Here is a 12,755-nt window from a genome sequence, read left to right as displayed (position 1 = left end):
TTTATACCCTCTATTATTTTGAATAAAGCTCTACTATAAATCTTTCCTCAACAGGAATGATAACCTCTTCTCTTTCTGGATTTCTAGTGAAAATTCCAAATTTTTTCTCTTTTTCAACATCTACCCAAGCAACAATACCAGTTTGTGCTGTAAGATCTATTGCACGAATAATTTGTGGATTATTTTTAGATTTTTCAACAATCTCTACTTTTGCACCTGGCTCAACTCTGTAAGATGGTATATCTACTCTTTTGCCATTTACTAAAATATGTCCATGGGTTACTAGCTGACGAGCAAAACGACGAGTTGTTGCAAAGCCCATTCTATAAACAACATTATCTAATCTTTGCTCTAGTAGCTGGACTAAAAGGGCACCAGTATTGCCCTCGCGGCGTGCTGCTTCTTGAAATAATCTTCTAAATTGCTTTTCAGAAACACCATACATGAATTTAGCTTTTTGTTTCTCACGAAGTTGTAAGCCATATTCGCTTATTTTTGCTCTTCTTTGTCCATGTTGTCCTGGCGCATAAGGTCTTTTTTCAAAAGCACTTTTACCAGCAAGTCTTCTTTCGCCTTTTAACGCAAGAGACACACCAAGACGTCTTTCTAATTTTTCAACAGGTCCTGTATATCTAGCCATAATAATTTCTCCTATTTTTCTCTAATTATACGCGGCGGCGTTTTGGCGGTCTACAACCATTGTGTGGTAAAGGTGTAATGTCTTTAAAGAAAGATACTTTAATTCCTTCAACAGTTCCTACACTTTTAACAGCCGTTTCACGTCCGCTACCTGGACCTTGAACCTTAATACCAACTTCTTTTATGCCATGCTCTTTTGCTTTATTTAGAGCATCTTCAACTGCCTGTTGGGCTGCATAAGGAGTTGATTTTTTACTACCTTTAAAGCCTAAGCCACCTGCACTACTCCATGCAATAGCATTTCCCATTTCATCAGTTACAGTTACCATAGTGTTGTTAAATGTTGCACTAATATAAACGATACCTTTGGCTATGCTTTTTCTAACTACTTTTTTCTTAACAATTTTTCTTTTCGCCATTTATTATCCTTTAACCCTTGCCTTACTTAGTAGCCGCACCGACAGTTTTACGTCTGCCTTTTCTGGTTCTAGCATTAGTTTTAGTCTTTTGGCCACGAACAGGAAGACCTTTTCTGTGGCGAAGACCTCTATAACTTCCAAGATCCATAAGAGCTTTGATATCCATAGCAACTTGTTTTCTCAAATCACCCTCAACGACGTGGTGCTCTTGAATTTCTTTACGGATAGCTGCTGCTTCGTCTTCGCTAAGCTCATAAACTCTCTTGTCGTAAGAAATTCCAGCTGCGTCAAGAATTTGACGAGATTTATAAAGACCTATACCATAAATATAAGTCAAACCATATTCGATTCTCTTTTTGTTTGGTAAATCTACACCTGCAATACGTGCCATGCCTTATCCTTGTCTTTGTTTATGTTTTGGATTTTCGCAGATAACACGAATTATGCCACTACGTTTGACAATTTTACATTTGTCACACATCTTCTTTACAGAAGGACGAACTTTCATTTTAGTCTCCTAAAAATTTATTCCACTTTTTTAGGGGCTGCATCAGGTCTAAAGAAAGAATTTAAACCAACTATTTTCAAAATAAGTGGGGAACTTTGAAAATAATTCTTCATACAGCTTTTCGCAAAGCTTGGATTTTACCTAAAACCAGCTTTAAATTTACTTAGCATATTTGCCAAGGGGCTAAATTTACTTATATCTATAAGTGATCCTGCCCTTGTCTAGGCTATATGGCGTAAGTTCTACTTTTACGCGGTCGCCAGGCATTATCTTTATATAATGCATTCTCATTTTTCCGGCGATATGACATAAAATTATATGTTTGTTGTCAAGCTCAACTTTAAAAGTTGCATTTGGTAGTGCTTCAACAACATTTCCATCAATCTCAATGACATCGTCTTTTGCCACAAACTCTCCTTTCTTTAAATTTTTTGCTATAAATTTTACGCTTGGCTTAAAATTTCGGCTTTGCCATTAACTATCGCCATGCAATGCTCATAATGGCTAGTTCTCAAACCATCTTTTGAGGTTACTTTCCAGTTATCGCTTCCTAAAACTGGCGTGCCGTCTTTTTGGCAGATCATTGGCTCTATACAAAAAACCATTCCCTCTTTTATCTTTGGTCCAGCTTTTGGGTTGTTTCCATCAAGGTAGTTTGGAATTTCTGGCTCTTCGTGTGGCCTTTTGCCTATGCCATGACCACAATACCCACGTAAAGGCACATAACCTCTACCAAGAATAAATTTCTCAAGCTCATAGCAAATTTCTTTAAAATGCATACCGGCTCTTATGAAATCTATCGCAAAATATAGTGCATCTTTTGAGCAAGCGATCAAAGCTTCATCTTCTTTTGAAATTTTACCAACCCCAAAAGTCCTAGCCGAATCGCCAAAATAACCATCTAAATTTGAACCGATATCAACACTAACGATATCGCCCTCTTTTAGTTTATATTCATTTGGGATTCCGTGGATCACCACTTCATTAACGCTTATACAAGCTGCATTTGGGAAGCCATAGAGTCCTTTAAAAGCAGGTTTTGCCCCAGCAGCTCTTATCATATCCTCACAAATTTTATCTATCTCAAGAAGTGAAATTCCAGGTTTTATGATCGTGGAAATATGATCAAGAGTTTGAGCGACGATCTTATTCGCCGCTCTCATTTTCTCTATCTCAGCTGGTCTTTTTAGAGTGATAGCCATTTTATAGACCTACTGCACTTAGAGTTTGGTATTTGTTTGTATAAGACTGAGCTTCTATGCGCCTCATAGTATCAAGAGCGACAGAAACCACGATAAGTACTGACGTGCCACCAAAATAAAATGGTACACCCATAGTTTTTACAAGTACCCACGGCAATGTTGAGATAATGCCAAGATATAAAGCACCGCCCAAAGTTAGCCTACCAGCTACTTCATTTAGATAGCTAGCCGTACTTTCCCCTGGTCTAACACCTGGAATAAATCCGCCTTGTTTCTTTAAATTTTCACTTATATCTTTTGTATTAAATACGATCGATGCGTAGAAAAACGCAAAGAAGATGATAAATAAAAATGTTAAAAAGTTAAACATATAGCCATTTGGACTTAAAAAGTCGTTGATAGCTTGGATGATCGGATTTGTACTAGCCTGTAAAATCGTACTAGGAAACATCAAAATCGCACTAGCAAATATCGGTGGAATAACACCGCTTAAATTTACTTTGATCGGTATATAGTTCATTATACGTTTGTTTTGATTTTCCATTATCACTTTTCTTGAGTAAGAAATAGGGATACGCCTTTCACCCATCTCGACAAATATAATAGCACCAATGGTAGCTAAAATAATCGCCAAAATAGCGATAACTGTTAGGAAATTCATCTCAGAAGTATTTACTAAATTTACAGTTCCGCCGATCGCACTAGGTATGCCAGAGACGATACCAGCAAAGATAATAAGACTTATGCCATTGCCTATACCACGTTGCGTTATTTGCTCGCCTATCCACATAAGTAGCATTGTGCCAGTTAGCATAGATACAGCAGAGATCGCGATAAATAAATTTATATCTATCATGATAGCTTGTTCGCCACCGCGTCCACTTAAGCTTTGAAGTCCAATAGAAACGCCGATTGATTGTACAAGAGTGATAACAATGGTTGCATAGCGTATAATTTGCATATATTTTTGCATACCGTCGCGCTCTTTTTTCATCTGACCTAATTTCGGAAATGTTGCTGCTAAAAGCTCCATAATGATCGAAGCTGTGATGTAAGGCATGATACCTAAAGAGATAATACTTAAACGCTCAGCAGCCTTACCACTAAACATATTAAATAAGCCCAAGGCGTTGCTGTTATTTGAATTGAAGAATTCTTTAATTACGTCGACATTAACACCAGGAACTGGCACATAAGCCAGTATCCTGTATGCGAACAAAAATGCCAACGTGATTAAAATCTTGTTGGTCAGTGTTTTATCCATTATTTTGTTCCGCTAACGCTAACGTTCTCGTCTTTAATCTTAGAAGCAAGAGCTTTTGCGCTTGCACCAATTAGTTTTATCTTAGTAACGCTCTTTGAAATTTTATGAACACTAGCTATTGTTGCTATTGAAATTTCAGCAAGCTCTTTTATAGCTGCGATTTTCTCGACATTAATAACATAAGGTTTTTCAAATTTAGAAGTAAAACCTACTTTTGGAAGACGTCTTTGAAGTGGTTGCTGTCCGCCCTCAAAACCTCTTTTCTCATTGTAGCCTTTTCTTGCTCTTTGACCTTTGTTACCTTTGCCAGCAGTTTTACCATTGCCGCTACCTTGACCACGACCTATTCTTTTGGTTGCATGAGTTGAACCTGCAGCAGGTGTTAATTTTTCTAATGCCATCTTAACTCCTTTCTCTTAGCTTTTTAGCAAACTAAGTGCTTTTATAGTAGCACGAACGACGTTTGCTGAGTTGTTTGAGCCAAGTGATTTAGTAAGGATATCCTTAATACCTGCAAGCTCGATAATAGGGCGTGCACTACCACCAGCGATAACACCAGTACCCTCGCTAGCTGGGCGAAGTAGCATTCTACTTGCGTTATATTTTACCTCTACGTCATGAGGAATAGTTGTGCCTTTGATCTTAACGTGGATAATATTTTTAAATGCGTCGTCAATTGCTTTTCTCATCGCATCTGGTACCTCTTTAGCTTTACCATAGCCAAAGCCAACTAGACCATTTCTATTACCAACAACAACTAAAGCTGTAAATCTAAATCTACGACCACCTTTAACAACCTTTGTAACCCGACCGATATCGACGATTACTTCTTCAAATTCTTCTCTATTATATTTTTCCATCGATTTTCCTTTGGGTTATAGCTTGATGCCATTTTCTCTTAAAGCTTCAGCAAATGCTGCGATAACGCCATGATACAAATAACCATTTCTATCAAAAACTGCAATATCTATCTTCTTAGCTTTTAAAGCCTTAGCAAATTCTTTAGCTAAAGTGACCGCACCTTCTTTATTTGCTTTTATGCCTATCTTTCTGCCATCAACCGCAGCTAGTGTAGTAGCTGTAACGTCATCAATTGCTTGAACATAAAGAGTTCTGTTTGATTTGAAAATAGAAACTCTTGGACAAGTTGCAACACCAGAAATTTTACCTCTGATTCTTCTTTTTCTCTTAATTCTAAGAGCGATTTTTCTTTTTAGTACTTTTGCTGTCATTTACCGCTCCTTACTTCTTAGATGTCTTGCCCGCTTTGCGGATGATGCGTTCTTCTAGATATTTAACGCCTTTGCCTTTGTATGGCTCAGGTGGTCTAAATCCTCTAACTTGAGCAGCCACTTGACCTACTACTTGTTTGTCATCGCCTTTGATAGTAATAACGTTTTTCTCAACACTAGCTTCAACGCCTGCTGGTAGCTCATAGTTGATAAGGTGTGAAAAACCAAGAGAAAGCTCTAAAATTTTACCTTTTGCAGCTGCTTTGTAACCAACGCCGTTGATCTCAAGCTGGCGAGTAAATCCCGCAGTGATACCAGTTACGATGTTATTAGCAAGTGCTCTATATGTTCCCCAGTAAGCTCTACTTTGGCGATCTTCGCCTTTTGGAGCAAAAACTATATGACCATTTTCTATCTTGACATCAACATGACCTTTTGTGTCAAGCTCTTTTATATGATTGCCCTTTTTAAATTTTAGGACATTATTTTCAACGCTAACGTCTACACCACTTGGGATAGCGATAGGCTGTTTTCCAATACGTGACATTTTTTTCCTTTACTTGTCTAGGGTGTTCCTACATTTACGAATAAACACCACAATGCCGTAAATTTTATCGTCAAATTTGACGAAACCTTCATTTGAATTTCTAAATTTAGCTTTGGCAAAATCTAAAATTTTACCAAGCTAAAAATTTAACCTTAAAATTATAAGGTTAAATAGCGTTTAATGCAGTTTATTACCAAACCGTACAAAGAACCTCGCCGCCAACGCCAGCTTTACTTGCTTCAATACCGCTCATAACGCCTTTGCTTGTGCTAACAATAACTGTTCCATAACCATTTTTAAAACGCTTAATGTCGTCTTTCCCTTGATAAACACGGCGACCAGGTTTTGAAACCCTTTTAAGCTCGTTTATAACGCTTCTACCGTACTCGTCATACTTTAAAACTACATTTATAAATTTCTTGTTACCTTCTTCGATAACGTTGTAGCTCTCTACATAGCCTTTTGCTGCAAGGATAGAAAGAGTAGCCTCAACAACCTTAGAATGAAGCAATTTCGCAGTTTCAAGCTTTCTCATACTTGCATTTCTAATGCGTGTTAATCCATCTGATATTAAATCGTTTAACATTTCTCTTCCTTACCAACTTGCTTTTTTAAGACCAGGTATTAGGCCTTCGTTAGCCATTTTTCTTAGACAAACACGGCAAATTCCAAAATCTTTATAAACAGAGTGCGGACGACCGCAAATTTGGCATCTAGTATAGCCACGAACCGTAAATTTTGGCTTGCGTGCAGCTTTTGCTATCATTGATTTCTTTGCCATTTTACTTTCCTTTTGCAAACGGCACACCAAATAGCTCTAGCAATTTGAATGCCTCTTTATCATTTTTAGCCGTAGTAGCAATCGTAATATTCATACCATGAGTTCGTAAAATTTTATCATACTCAACCTCTGGAAACATTAGCTGCTCACTAAGACCGAAGTTATAGTTTCCACGTCCGTCAAAGCCATTTTTTGGAAGACCACGGAAGTCTTTAACTCTTGGAAGAGCAACGCTAATTAGCTTATCTAAGAAAGCATACATTTGCTCTTTTCTCAAAGTTACTTTGATACCAACAGGGAAACCTTCGCGAACTTTAAAGCCAGCAACTGATTTTTTAGCATCAGTGATAACTGCTTTTTGTCCAGCGATAAGTGAAATGGTATCAGCCATATTTTGAAGCACTTTTTGATCTTTCGCAGAGTCTCCAGCACCTACGCTAATCACGATCTTCTCGAGCGCAGGGATAAGCATTGGATTTTTGATGTCAAATTCTTTTACGAGAGCTGGCTTGATAGTTTCGTTAAATTTATCTTTTAATCTACTCATATCTCTTATCCTTCAACTTTCGCGACGTTTGATATGTCAATTGGCATCTCTTTATTTACGTGACCACCATTTGGAGTTTTTTCGCTTGGTTTGATAGCTTTTTTAGCTACTTTGCATCCCTCAACTATAACCTGACCTTTTTTTGCAAGAACTGCTAAAATTTTACCAGTTTTGCCTTTATCGTCACCAGCGATGATCTTTACAGTATCGCCTTTTTTGACTTTAAATTTTACATTAGCCATTATAAAACCTCCGGAGCTAGCGAAACAATTTTCATAAAGTTAGCATATCTAACTTCACGTCCAACTGGTCCAAAAATACGAGTGCCGACTGGCTCTTTTTTGCTATCAAGTATAACAGCTGCGTTCTCGTCAAAGCGGATTAGCGAACCATTATCTCTTTGAACCTCTTTTTTAGTTCTTACAACAACAGCTTTTACAACCTGTCCTTTTTTGATCTTGCCATTTGGAAGAGCTTTTTTAACAGAGCAAACTATGATATCGCCAAGCGTAGCGTATCTTCTTTTGCTGCCGCCAAGAACTTTTATACACATTAACTCTTTTGCGCCACTATTATCAGCAACTGCAAGTCTTGTAAAACTTTGAATCATTACTCAACTCCCTTTGCCAATACAGCTTTTAAGCGAAAATTCTTGCGAGCTGAAAGTGGTCTGCACTCGATCGCAACAACTGTATCGCCTGCTCTTGTCTCATTTTTCTCATCGTGAACTAAATACTTTTTAAAGCGTTTTACAAATTTATGGTATCTTGGGTGCATAACGCGTCTTTCTACCAAAATAGTAGCTGTTTTATCTCCAGCTTTTTGTAAAACAACACCTTGAATTTCTCTTTTTAATGCCATTTTACGCCCCTTGTCTTGTTGCACTAATTGCAGTGTTGATCTGAGCTATCTCTTTGCGAACAGCACTAATCTCATTAGGGTTGCTTAACTGCATAGTTTTTAGCTTTTGTCTTAAAGTAAATAAAAGCACCTTTTTCTCTTTTAGCAACGCGTTTAATTCTGCAACGCTCTTATCTTTTAACTCAGTATATTTCATTTTCACTCTCTCGCGTTACAAATTTTGATTTAAAAGGAAGTTTGTGTAGAGCCAAAGTTAGAGCTTCACGAGCCAACTCTTCGCTAACACCAGCCATTTCAAATATTATACGACCAGGTTTGATATTCATAACCCACTCTTCAACTCCAGCCTTACCTTTACCCATACGAGTTTGTAGAGGTTTTTTAGTAAGTGGCTTATCAGGGAAAACCCTAATCCAAATTTTAGCCTGTCTCTTTACGTGACGAGTTAGAGCTTGACGAGCAGCTTCTATTTGGCGTGAATTTATTCTACCAGCTTCAACAGCCTTAAGTGCAAATTCGCCAGTTGCTAAAGATGCTCCACGAGTCGCATAACCACGGTTGCGACCTTTCATTTGCTTACGAAATTTCGTTCTTTTAGGCATCAACATAATTATTTACCTCTTCTTGCTCTACGTGTTTTCTTAGGTGCCTCTTCTTCAGTTTTCTCAGGCTGAACACCTTTTTGAAGAACCTCACCTTTAAAAATCCATACTTTAATACCTATGTTTCCATAAGTCGTATGAGCCTCAGCTACACCGTAATCAATCTTTGCTCTAAGAGTATGAAGCGGAACGCGACCTTCTAGATACCACTCGGTTCTTGCCATCTCAGCGCCACCTAAACGACCGGCAACTGAAATTTTGATACCTTTAGCGCCTGATTTTTGAGCACCTTGGATAACTTTTTTCATAGCACGTCTAAATGCAACACGCTTTTCAAGTTGCATAGCTACGTTTTCAGCAGCAAGTTGAGCTGAAGCTTGAGCTTTTCTTTCTTCTTTGATATTTACATTTACTTCTTTACCGATAAGTTTGCTAACTTCGTTCTTTAGATTTTCAACATCTTGACCTTTTTTGCCAATGATGATACCAGGACGAGCTGCAACTACGGTTACACGAAGTTTTTTAGCCGTTCTTTCGATTAGAATTTGGCTAATTCCTGCATAGTAAAGTTTTTTCTTTAAAAATGCACGAATTTTGTAATCTTCACCGATGTTTTCAGGAAGACTTTGTTTGGTTGGAAACCATCTAGATTCCCAGTTGCGGTTAATTCCTAGTCTAAGACCTATTGGATTTACTTTTTGTCCCATATTATGCTTCCTTCTTTTCAGGTTTAGATACTTCTACCATTACATGAGAAGTAGGTTTGCGAATTTTGCTCGCTGTTCCTCTTGCTCTTGGTCTAAATCTCTTTAATACAGGACCAGCGTCAACGCGGCAACTAGTTACTACAACCTCTTCTGGCTCAAATCCGCCATTTGCTACTGCTGAGCTAATAGCGTTTGCTATAAATTTAGCACCACGATTTGGCATAAATTGCAAGCTTGCAAGTGCTAACTCGGCATTCATGCCTTGAACTTCTCTTGCTATAAGTCTTGCTTTTGTAGGAGAAAGTCTTACAAATTTTATAATTGCTTTACTCATATTATCTCCCCTTACTTGCCGATTTTCTTTTGCACTGAGCCTTTGTGACCCTTAAATGTGCGTGTTGGAGCAAATTCGCCAAGTTTATAGCCTATATGATTTTCTGTAACATATACAGGAATAAAGCTCTTGCCATTATGAACGTTAAATGTTAGTCCAATCATTTCAGGTACAATCGTGCTACGTCTTGACCAAGTTTTGATTGGCTTGTTATCGTTTGCATTCTTTGCGGCAATAACTTTTTTCATTACATGATCATCTACGAAAGGACCTTTTTTGAGTGATCTTGCCATCTCTATTTTCCTTTCCTTCTTGAAATTATAAGCTTATCGCTAGCTTTTTTACGGCGAGTCTTAGCACCTTTAGTTGGTTTACCCCATGGAGTAACTGGGTGACGGCCTGAATTTTTCTTACCTTCACCACCACCGTGTGGGTGATCAACTGGGTTCATAGCAGAACCACGTGTTTGTGGGCGAATACCACGGTAGCGATTACGTCCGGCTTTGCCAATAGTGATGTTAGCCCAGTCTTCGTTACCAACTACACCGATACTTGCCATACACTCAGCTAGTACTTGTCTCATCTCACCACTTGGCATTCTTAAGATAACGTACTTCTCTTCTTTACCCATTAGCTGAGCATAACCGCCAGCTGAACGAGCTATCTGAGCGCCTTTGCCAGGTTTTAACTCTACATTATGAACGATAGTACCAACTGGGATAAATCTTAGTTTCATAGCGTTGCCTGGTTTAATATCTAGTGAGCCCTCATCGATAGATGCGATAACGTCGCCAACATTTAGGCCATTTGGTCTAATGATATAGCGCTTTTCACCATCTTTGTAAGCTATAAGAGCGATACGGCAGTTTCTGTTTGGATCGTACTCGATCGCTTCAACTTTACCTTCTATACCAAATTTACGACGTTTAAAGTCGATGATACGATAAAGTTTTTTTGCACCTGCCTCTTTATGTCTTGAAGTTATACGACCATTGTTATTTCTACCGCCAGATGCAGGTAGTTTAACAAGCAAGCTTCTAACGCTTGGCTTGGCTGTTATATCTTCAGAGCTTAGTCCAGTGATATATCTGCGACTAGGTGTATATGGTTTATATGATTTTATAGCCATCTTACGCCTCCGTATTTTCTAGGCTTACGCCTTCAGGTAACTTAACGTAAAATTTCTTTATCTCGTCACGTTGGCCTGCTCTTCCTCTAAAACGCTTAACCTTACCGCTAATTCTAAGTGAATTTACGCGAACAGGCGTTACTCCAAAATACTCCTGTAAAACTGCTTTTAAGCTGTTTTTTGTAACTCTTGGTGAAGTTTGGATAACAACAACGCCTTGTTCTTGAAGGCCTAGAGTTTTTTCTGTATAAATAATTGTTTTGATATCAGTTATATCCGCCATTTTAGCCCTCTTTTGTTATAGTTTTTAGTGCAGCTTTTTCAATGATAACCGAACTAAATGTAGAGACAAGATAAGCATTTACCTCATTTGCATCTACTACATAGCAGTTTGCTAAATTTCTAAAAGCAAGTAGTGTTTTGTCGTCTAGTAAATCTTTAACGATAAGCGCGTCTTTTACTTTTAAATTTTTGATGATATTAGCTGCATCTTTTGTCTTTCCAGACTCGATTGAGATGCTATCTACTGCGAAAATTTTACCATCTTGTGCTTTTACTGCCAAAGCGTACTCAAGAGCTAGTCTTTTTTGTTTTTTATTGACTTTTTGAAAATAGTTTTTCTCGTTTGTTGGACCAAATGCAACTGCACCACCTACCCAAACGTTAGTTCTAGTTGAACCCGCTCTTGCACCACCACGTCCTTTTTGTCTCCATGGTTTTTTACCACCGCCGCTTACAAAAGCACGACTTTTAGTATGAGCCGTATTTGCTCTTATACCAGCAAGGTAAGATTTTACATAAAGATATAGGTTGTGCGGATTTACTTCAGCGTAGCTTGCAGGAAGCTCTAACTCGCCTGAATTTTCAAATTTATCGTTTAATACGTGAATTTTACTCATTTTACAATCCTTATTTTACCCATTGCACCATTGTGACCAGGAACGCAACCTTTTACAACTACGATGCCATTTTGAGCGTCAAAGCTTATTAGCTCGTTTTTAACAGTAACTTTCTCATTGCCCATGTGTCCTGCCATTTTCATACCTGGTTGAACACGACCTGGCCATTCGCAGTTACCAATTGAACCGTGGCGTCTGTGGAAACGTGAGCCGTGGCTTTTTGGACCACCACCGAAACCATGTCTTTTTACCACACCTTGGTATCCTCTACCTTTTGAGTTAAAACTAACTTTTAAAATTTTAGCCTCATTTAATGGTGTAAAGTCTAGGTTTCCAACTTCGCTATTAGCTACTTCAAGCGTAGCAAATTTGTTAAATTCTGCAGTCAGATTGTATTTCTTTTGCTGACCAGCGATAGCTTTATTGTTTGCTTTAGTGTGGGCATACGCTACGATAGCACGTTTGTTTTCGTCGATCTCACATACTTTAGCCTCAACTAGCTTAAGTAGTGTAACTGGCGTACTCTTCGTGGCAATCGTTCTACTCATGCCTATTTTTTCTACAATATATTCCATACTCTTATCCTTTTGTCCGCTTATTTCATCGCACGAACTTCGACATTAACTTCTGGAGCTAGGTCGAGTTTTGTTAGGCTATCTACAGTTTCTGGAGTAGCAGCTACGATGTCAAGCATACGAGCGTGTATTCTCATCTCAAACTGCTCACGTGAGTCTTTGTTGATGTGTGGAGATTTTAAGACTGTATAGCGTTTGATCTTTGTAGGCATTGGTACCGGGCCACGAACGTCGGCACCTGTTCGTTTGACAGCTTCTACGATTGCTGCAACAGTGCGGTCTAGAACTCTATGGTCGTAAGCTTTTAGCTTTAACCTGATTCTTTCCATGTGTTTTCCTTTAAAAAGAACTTGTCGCAAACTCGCGACCTCTTTACATCAAAATAACTCGCATAGGATCAAGCGATCGTACGAGCAAGACATAGGTCTTTCGTAAAGAGACTGCGATTTTACAAAAAAGCTATTATAGTTGTCAAGAAAAACGCTATTTTTTGTTGAATTTTGATTAAT

The 12,755-nt window shown here is 38.3% G+C and carries 27 protein-coding genes; all 27 read right to left on the bottom strand.

Annotated elements, in window-relative coordinates; translation table 11 throughout:
- Window positions 1-13: 13 nt before the first annotated feature.
- Window positions 14-640, bottom strand: a complete 627-nt coding sequence (rpsD, locus tag CVS84_RS06425) for a 30S ribosomal protein S4 (protein WP_103580103.1) — start codon at window positions 638-640, stop codon at window positions 14-16.
- Between the two features lie 25 nt (window positions 641-665).
- Window positions 666-1,058, bottom strand: a complete 393-nt coding sequence (gene rpsK / locus CVS84_RS06420; RefSeq protein WP_021091081.1) for a 30S ribosomal protein S11 — start codon at window positions 1,056-1,058, stop codon at window positions 666-668.
- A gap of 22 nt (window positions 1,059-1,080) precedes the next feature.
- On the bottom strand, window positions 1,081-1,449 hold the full coding sequence (gene rpsM / locus CVS84_RS06415; protein ID WP_012140556.1) for a 30S ribosomal protein S13: 369 nt from the start codon (window positions 1,447-1,449) through the stop codon (window positions 1,081-1,083).
- Between the two features lie 3 nt (window positions 1,450-1,452).
- Window positions 1,453-1,566 (bottom strand): 50S ribosomal protein L36, encoded by a 114-nt coding sequence (gene rpmJ / locus CVS84_RS06410; protein WP_002941545.1) that lies wholly within the window; start codon window positions 1,564-1,566, stop codon window positions 1,453-1,455.
- A gap of 189 nt (window positions 1,567-1,755) precedes the next feature.
- Window positions 1,756-1,974, bottom strand: a complete 219-nt coding sequence (gene infA / locus CVS84_RS06405; protein ID WP_002848031.1) for a translation initiation factor IF-1 — start codon at window positions 1,972-1,974, stop codon at window positions 1,756-1,758.
- A gap of 35 nt (window positions 1,975-2,009) precedes the next feature.
- Complete coding sequence (map, locus tag CVS84_RS06400) at window positions 2,010-2,768, bottom strand: type I methionyl aminopeptidase (protein ID WP_107691612.1); 759 nt, start codon at window positions 2,766-2,768, stop codon at window positions 2,010-2,012.
- A gap of 1 nt (window position 2,769) precedes the next feature.
- Window positions 2,770-4,032 carry a preprotein translocase subunit SecY gene (gene secY / locus CVS84_RS06395; RefSeq protein ID WP_103604570.1) on the bottom strand — a complete coding sequence of 421 codons (1,263 nt, stop codon included), beginning with the start codon at window positions 4,030-4,032 and terminating at the stop codon, window positions 2,770-2,772.
- The gene (rplO, locus tag CVS84_RS06390) at window positions 4,032-4,433 is read right to left on the bottom strand and encodes a 50S ribosomal protein L15 (RefSeq protein ID WP_021089212.1); all 402 of its coding nucleotides are present in this window, start codon (window positions 4,431-4,433) and stop codon (window positions 4,032-4,034) included. The genes secY and rplO overlap by 1 nt, the downstream gene beginning before the upstream one ends.
- Before the next feature lie 15 nt (window positions 4,434-4,448).
- The gene (gene rpsE, locus CVS84_RS06385) at window positions 4,449-4,892 is read right to left on the bottom strand and encodes a 30S ribosomal protein S5 (protein ID WP_002941646.1); all 444 of its coding nucleotides are present in this window, start codon (window positions 4,890-4,892) and stop codon (window positions 4,449-4,451) included.
- 15 nt (window positions 4,893-4,907) lie between these two features.
- On the bottom strand, window positions 4,908-5,264 hold the full coding sequence (gene rplR / locus CVS84_RS06380; protein ID WP_107691611.1) for a 50S ribosomal protein L18: 357 nt from the start codon (window positions 5,262-5,264) through the stop codon (window positions 4,908-4,910).
- A 10-nt stretch (window positions 5,265-5,274) separates the two neighbouring features.
- Window positions 5,275-5,811, bottom strand: a complete 537-nt coding sequence (rplF, locus tag CVS84_RS06375) for a 50S ribosomal protein L6 (protein ID WP_021091127.1) — start codon at window positions 5,809-5,811, stop codon at window positions 5,275-5,277.
- 190 nt (window positions 5,812-6,001) lie between these two features.
- Window positions 6,002-6,397, bottom strand: a complete 396-nt coding sequence (rpsH, locus tag CVS84_RS06370) for a 30S ribosomal protein S8 (RefSeq protein WP_021091129.1) — start codon at window positions 6,395-6,397, stop codon at window positions 6,002-6,004.
- Window positions 6,398-6,406: 9 nt separating this feature from the next.
- Window positions 6,407-6,592, bottom strand: coding sequence for a type Z 30S ribosomal protein S14 (locus CVS84_RS06365; protein ID WP_002943090.1), 186 nt, complete (start codon window positions 6,590-6,592; stop codon window positions 6,407-6,409).
- 1 nt (window position 6,593) lies between these two features.
- A complete protein-coding gene (rplE, locus tag CVS84_RS06360; protein ID WP_002941643.1) occupies window positions 6,594-7,139 on the bottom strand; it encodes a 50S ribosomal protein L5 in 546 nt (181 codons plus the stop codon).
- A 5-nt stretch (window positions 7,140-7,144) separates the two neighbouring features.
- Window positions 7,145-7,381 (bottom strand): 50S ribosomal protein L24, encoded by a 237-nt coding sequence (gene rplX, locus CVS84_RS06355; RefSeq protein ID WP_009295260.1) that lies wholly within the window; start codon window positions 7,379-7,381, stop codon window positions 7,145-7,147.
- A complete protein-coding gene (rplN, locus tag CVS84_RS06350; protein ID WP_021091075.1) occupies window positions 7,381-7,749 on the bottom strand; it encodes a 50S ribosomal protein L14 in 369 nt (122 codons plus the stop codon). Before rplN ends, rplX begins: the two co-directional genes overlap by 1 nt.
- On the bottom strand, window positions 7,749-8,000 hold the full coding sequence (gene rpsQ, locus CVS84_RS06345; RefSeq protein WP_021091107.1) for a 30S ribosomal protein S17: 252 nt from the start codon (window positions 7,998-8,000) through the stop codon (window positions 7,749-7,751). The genes rplN and rpsQ overlap by 1 nt, the downstream gene beginning before the upstream one ends.
- A gap of 1 nt (window position 8,001) precedes the next feature.
- Window positions 8,002-8,196: a 50S ribosomal protein L29 gene (gene rpmC, locus CVS84_RS06340; RefSeq protein ID WP_002941625.1), complete on the bottom strand. Its 195-nt coding sequence runs from the start codon at window positions 8,194-8,196 to the stop codon at window positions 8,002-8,004.
- Entirely contained in the window at window positions 8,183-8,608 is a 426-nt protein-coding gene (gene rplP / locus CVS84_RS06335; protein ID WP_021091116.1) for a 50S ribosomal protein L16, read from the bottom strand. Before rplP ends, rpmC begins: the two co-directional genes overlap by 14 nt.
- 2 nt (window positions 8,609-8,610) lie before the next feature.
- Window positions 8,611-9,309, bottom strand: a complete 699-nt coding sequence (rpsC, locus tag CVS84_RS06330) for a 30S ribosomal protein S3 (RefSeq protein WP_002941650.1) — start codon at window positions 9,307-9,309, stop codon at window positions 8,611-8,613.
- 1 nt (window position 9,310) lies between these two features.
- On the bottom strand, window positions 9,311-9,643 hold the full coding sequence (rplV, locus tag CVS84_RS06325; protein ID WP_009295259.1) for a 50S ribosomal protein L22: 333 nt from the start codon (window positions 9,641-9,643) through the stop codon (window positions 9,311-9,313).
- A gap of 11 nt (window positions 9,644-9,654) precedes the next feature.
- Window positions 9,655-9,936 carry a 30S ribosomal protein S19 gene (gene rpsS, locus CVS84_RS06320; protein WP_002941639.1) on the bottom strand — a complete coding sequence of 94 codons (282 nt, stop codon included), beginning with the start codon at window positions 9,934-9,936 and terminating at the stop codon, window positions 9,655-9,657.
- A gap of 2 nt (window positions 9,937-9,938) precedes the next feature.
- Window positions 9,939-10,772, bottom strand: coding sequence for a 50S ribosomal protein L2 (gene rplB / locus CVS84_RS06315; RefSeq protein ID WP_103641425.1), 834 nt, complete (start codon window positions 10,770-10,772; stop codon window positions 9,939-9,941).
- A 1-nt stretch (window position 10,773) separates the two neighbouring features.
- A complete protein-coding gene (locus CVS84_RS06310) occupies window positions 10,774-11,055 on the bottom strand; it encodes a 50S ribosomal protein L23 (RefSeq protein WP_002941535.1) in 282 nt (93 codons plus the stop codon).
- Window position 11,056: 1 nt separating this feature from the next.
- Window positions 11,057-11,671 (bottom strand): 50S ribosomal protein L4, encoded by a 615-nt coding sequence (rplD, locus tag CVS84_RS06305; RefSeq protein WP_021092445.1) that lies wholly within the window; start codon window positions 11,669-11,671, stop codon window positions 11,057-11,059.
- Entirely contained in the window at window positions 11,668-12,246 is a 579-nt protein-coding gene (gene rplC / locus CVS84_RS06300) for a 50S ribosomal protein L3 (protein ID WP_002941563.1), read from the bottom strand. The genes rplD and rplC overlap by 4 nt, the downstream gene beginning before the upstream one ends.
- A gap of 20 nt (window positions 12,247-12,266) precedes the next feature.
- On the bottom strand, window positions 12,267-12,575 hold the full coding sequence (gene rpsJ / locus CVS84_RS06295; protein ID WP_009295257.1) for a 30S ribosomal protein S10: 309 nt from the start codon (window positions 12,573-12,575) through the stop codon (window positions 12,267-12,269).
- Between the last annotated feature and the right edge of the window lie 180 nt (window positions 12,576-12,755).

The sequence above is a fragment of the Campylobacter concisus genome (assembly GCF_003048575.1).
In the GTDB taxonomy this organism is placed as follows: domain Bacteria; phylum Campylobacterota; class Campylobacteria; order Campylobacterales; family Campylobacteraceae; genus Campylobacter_A; species Campylobacter_A concisus_U.
This window is presented reverse-complemented; position numbering and strand designations above follow the sequence as displayed.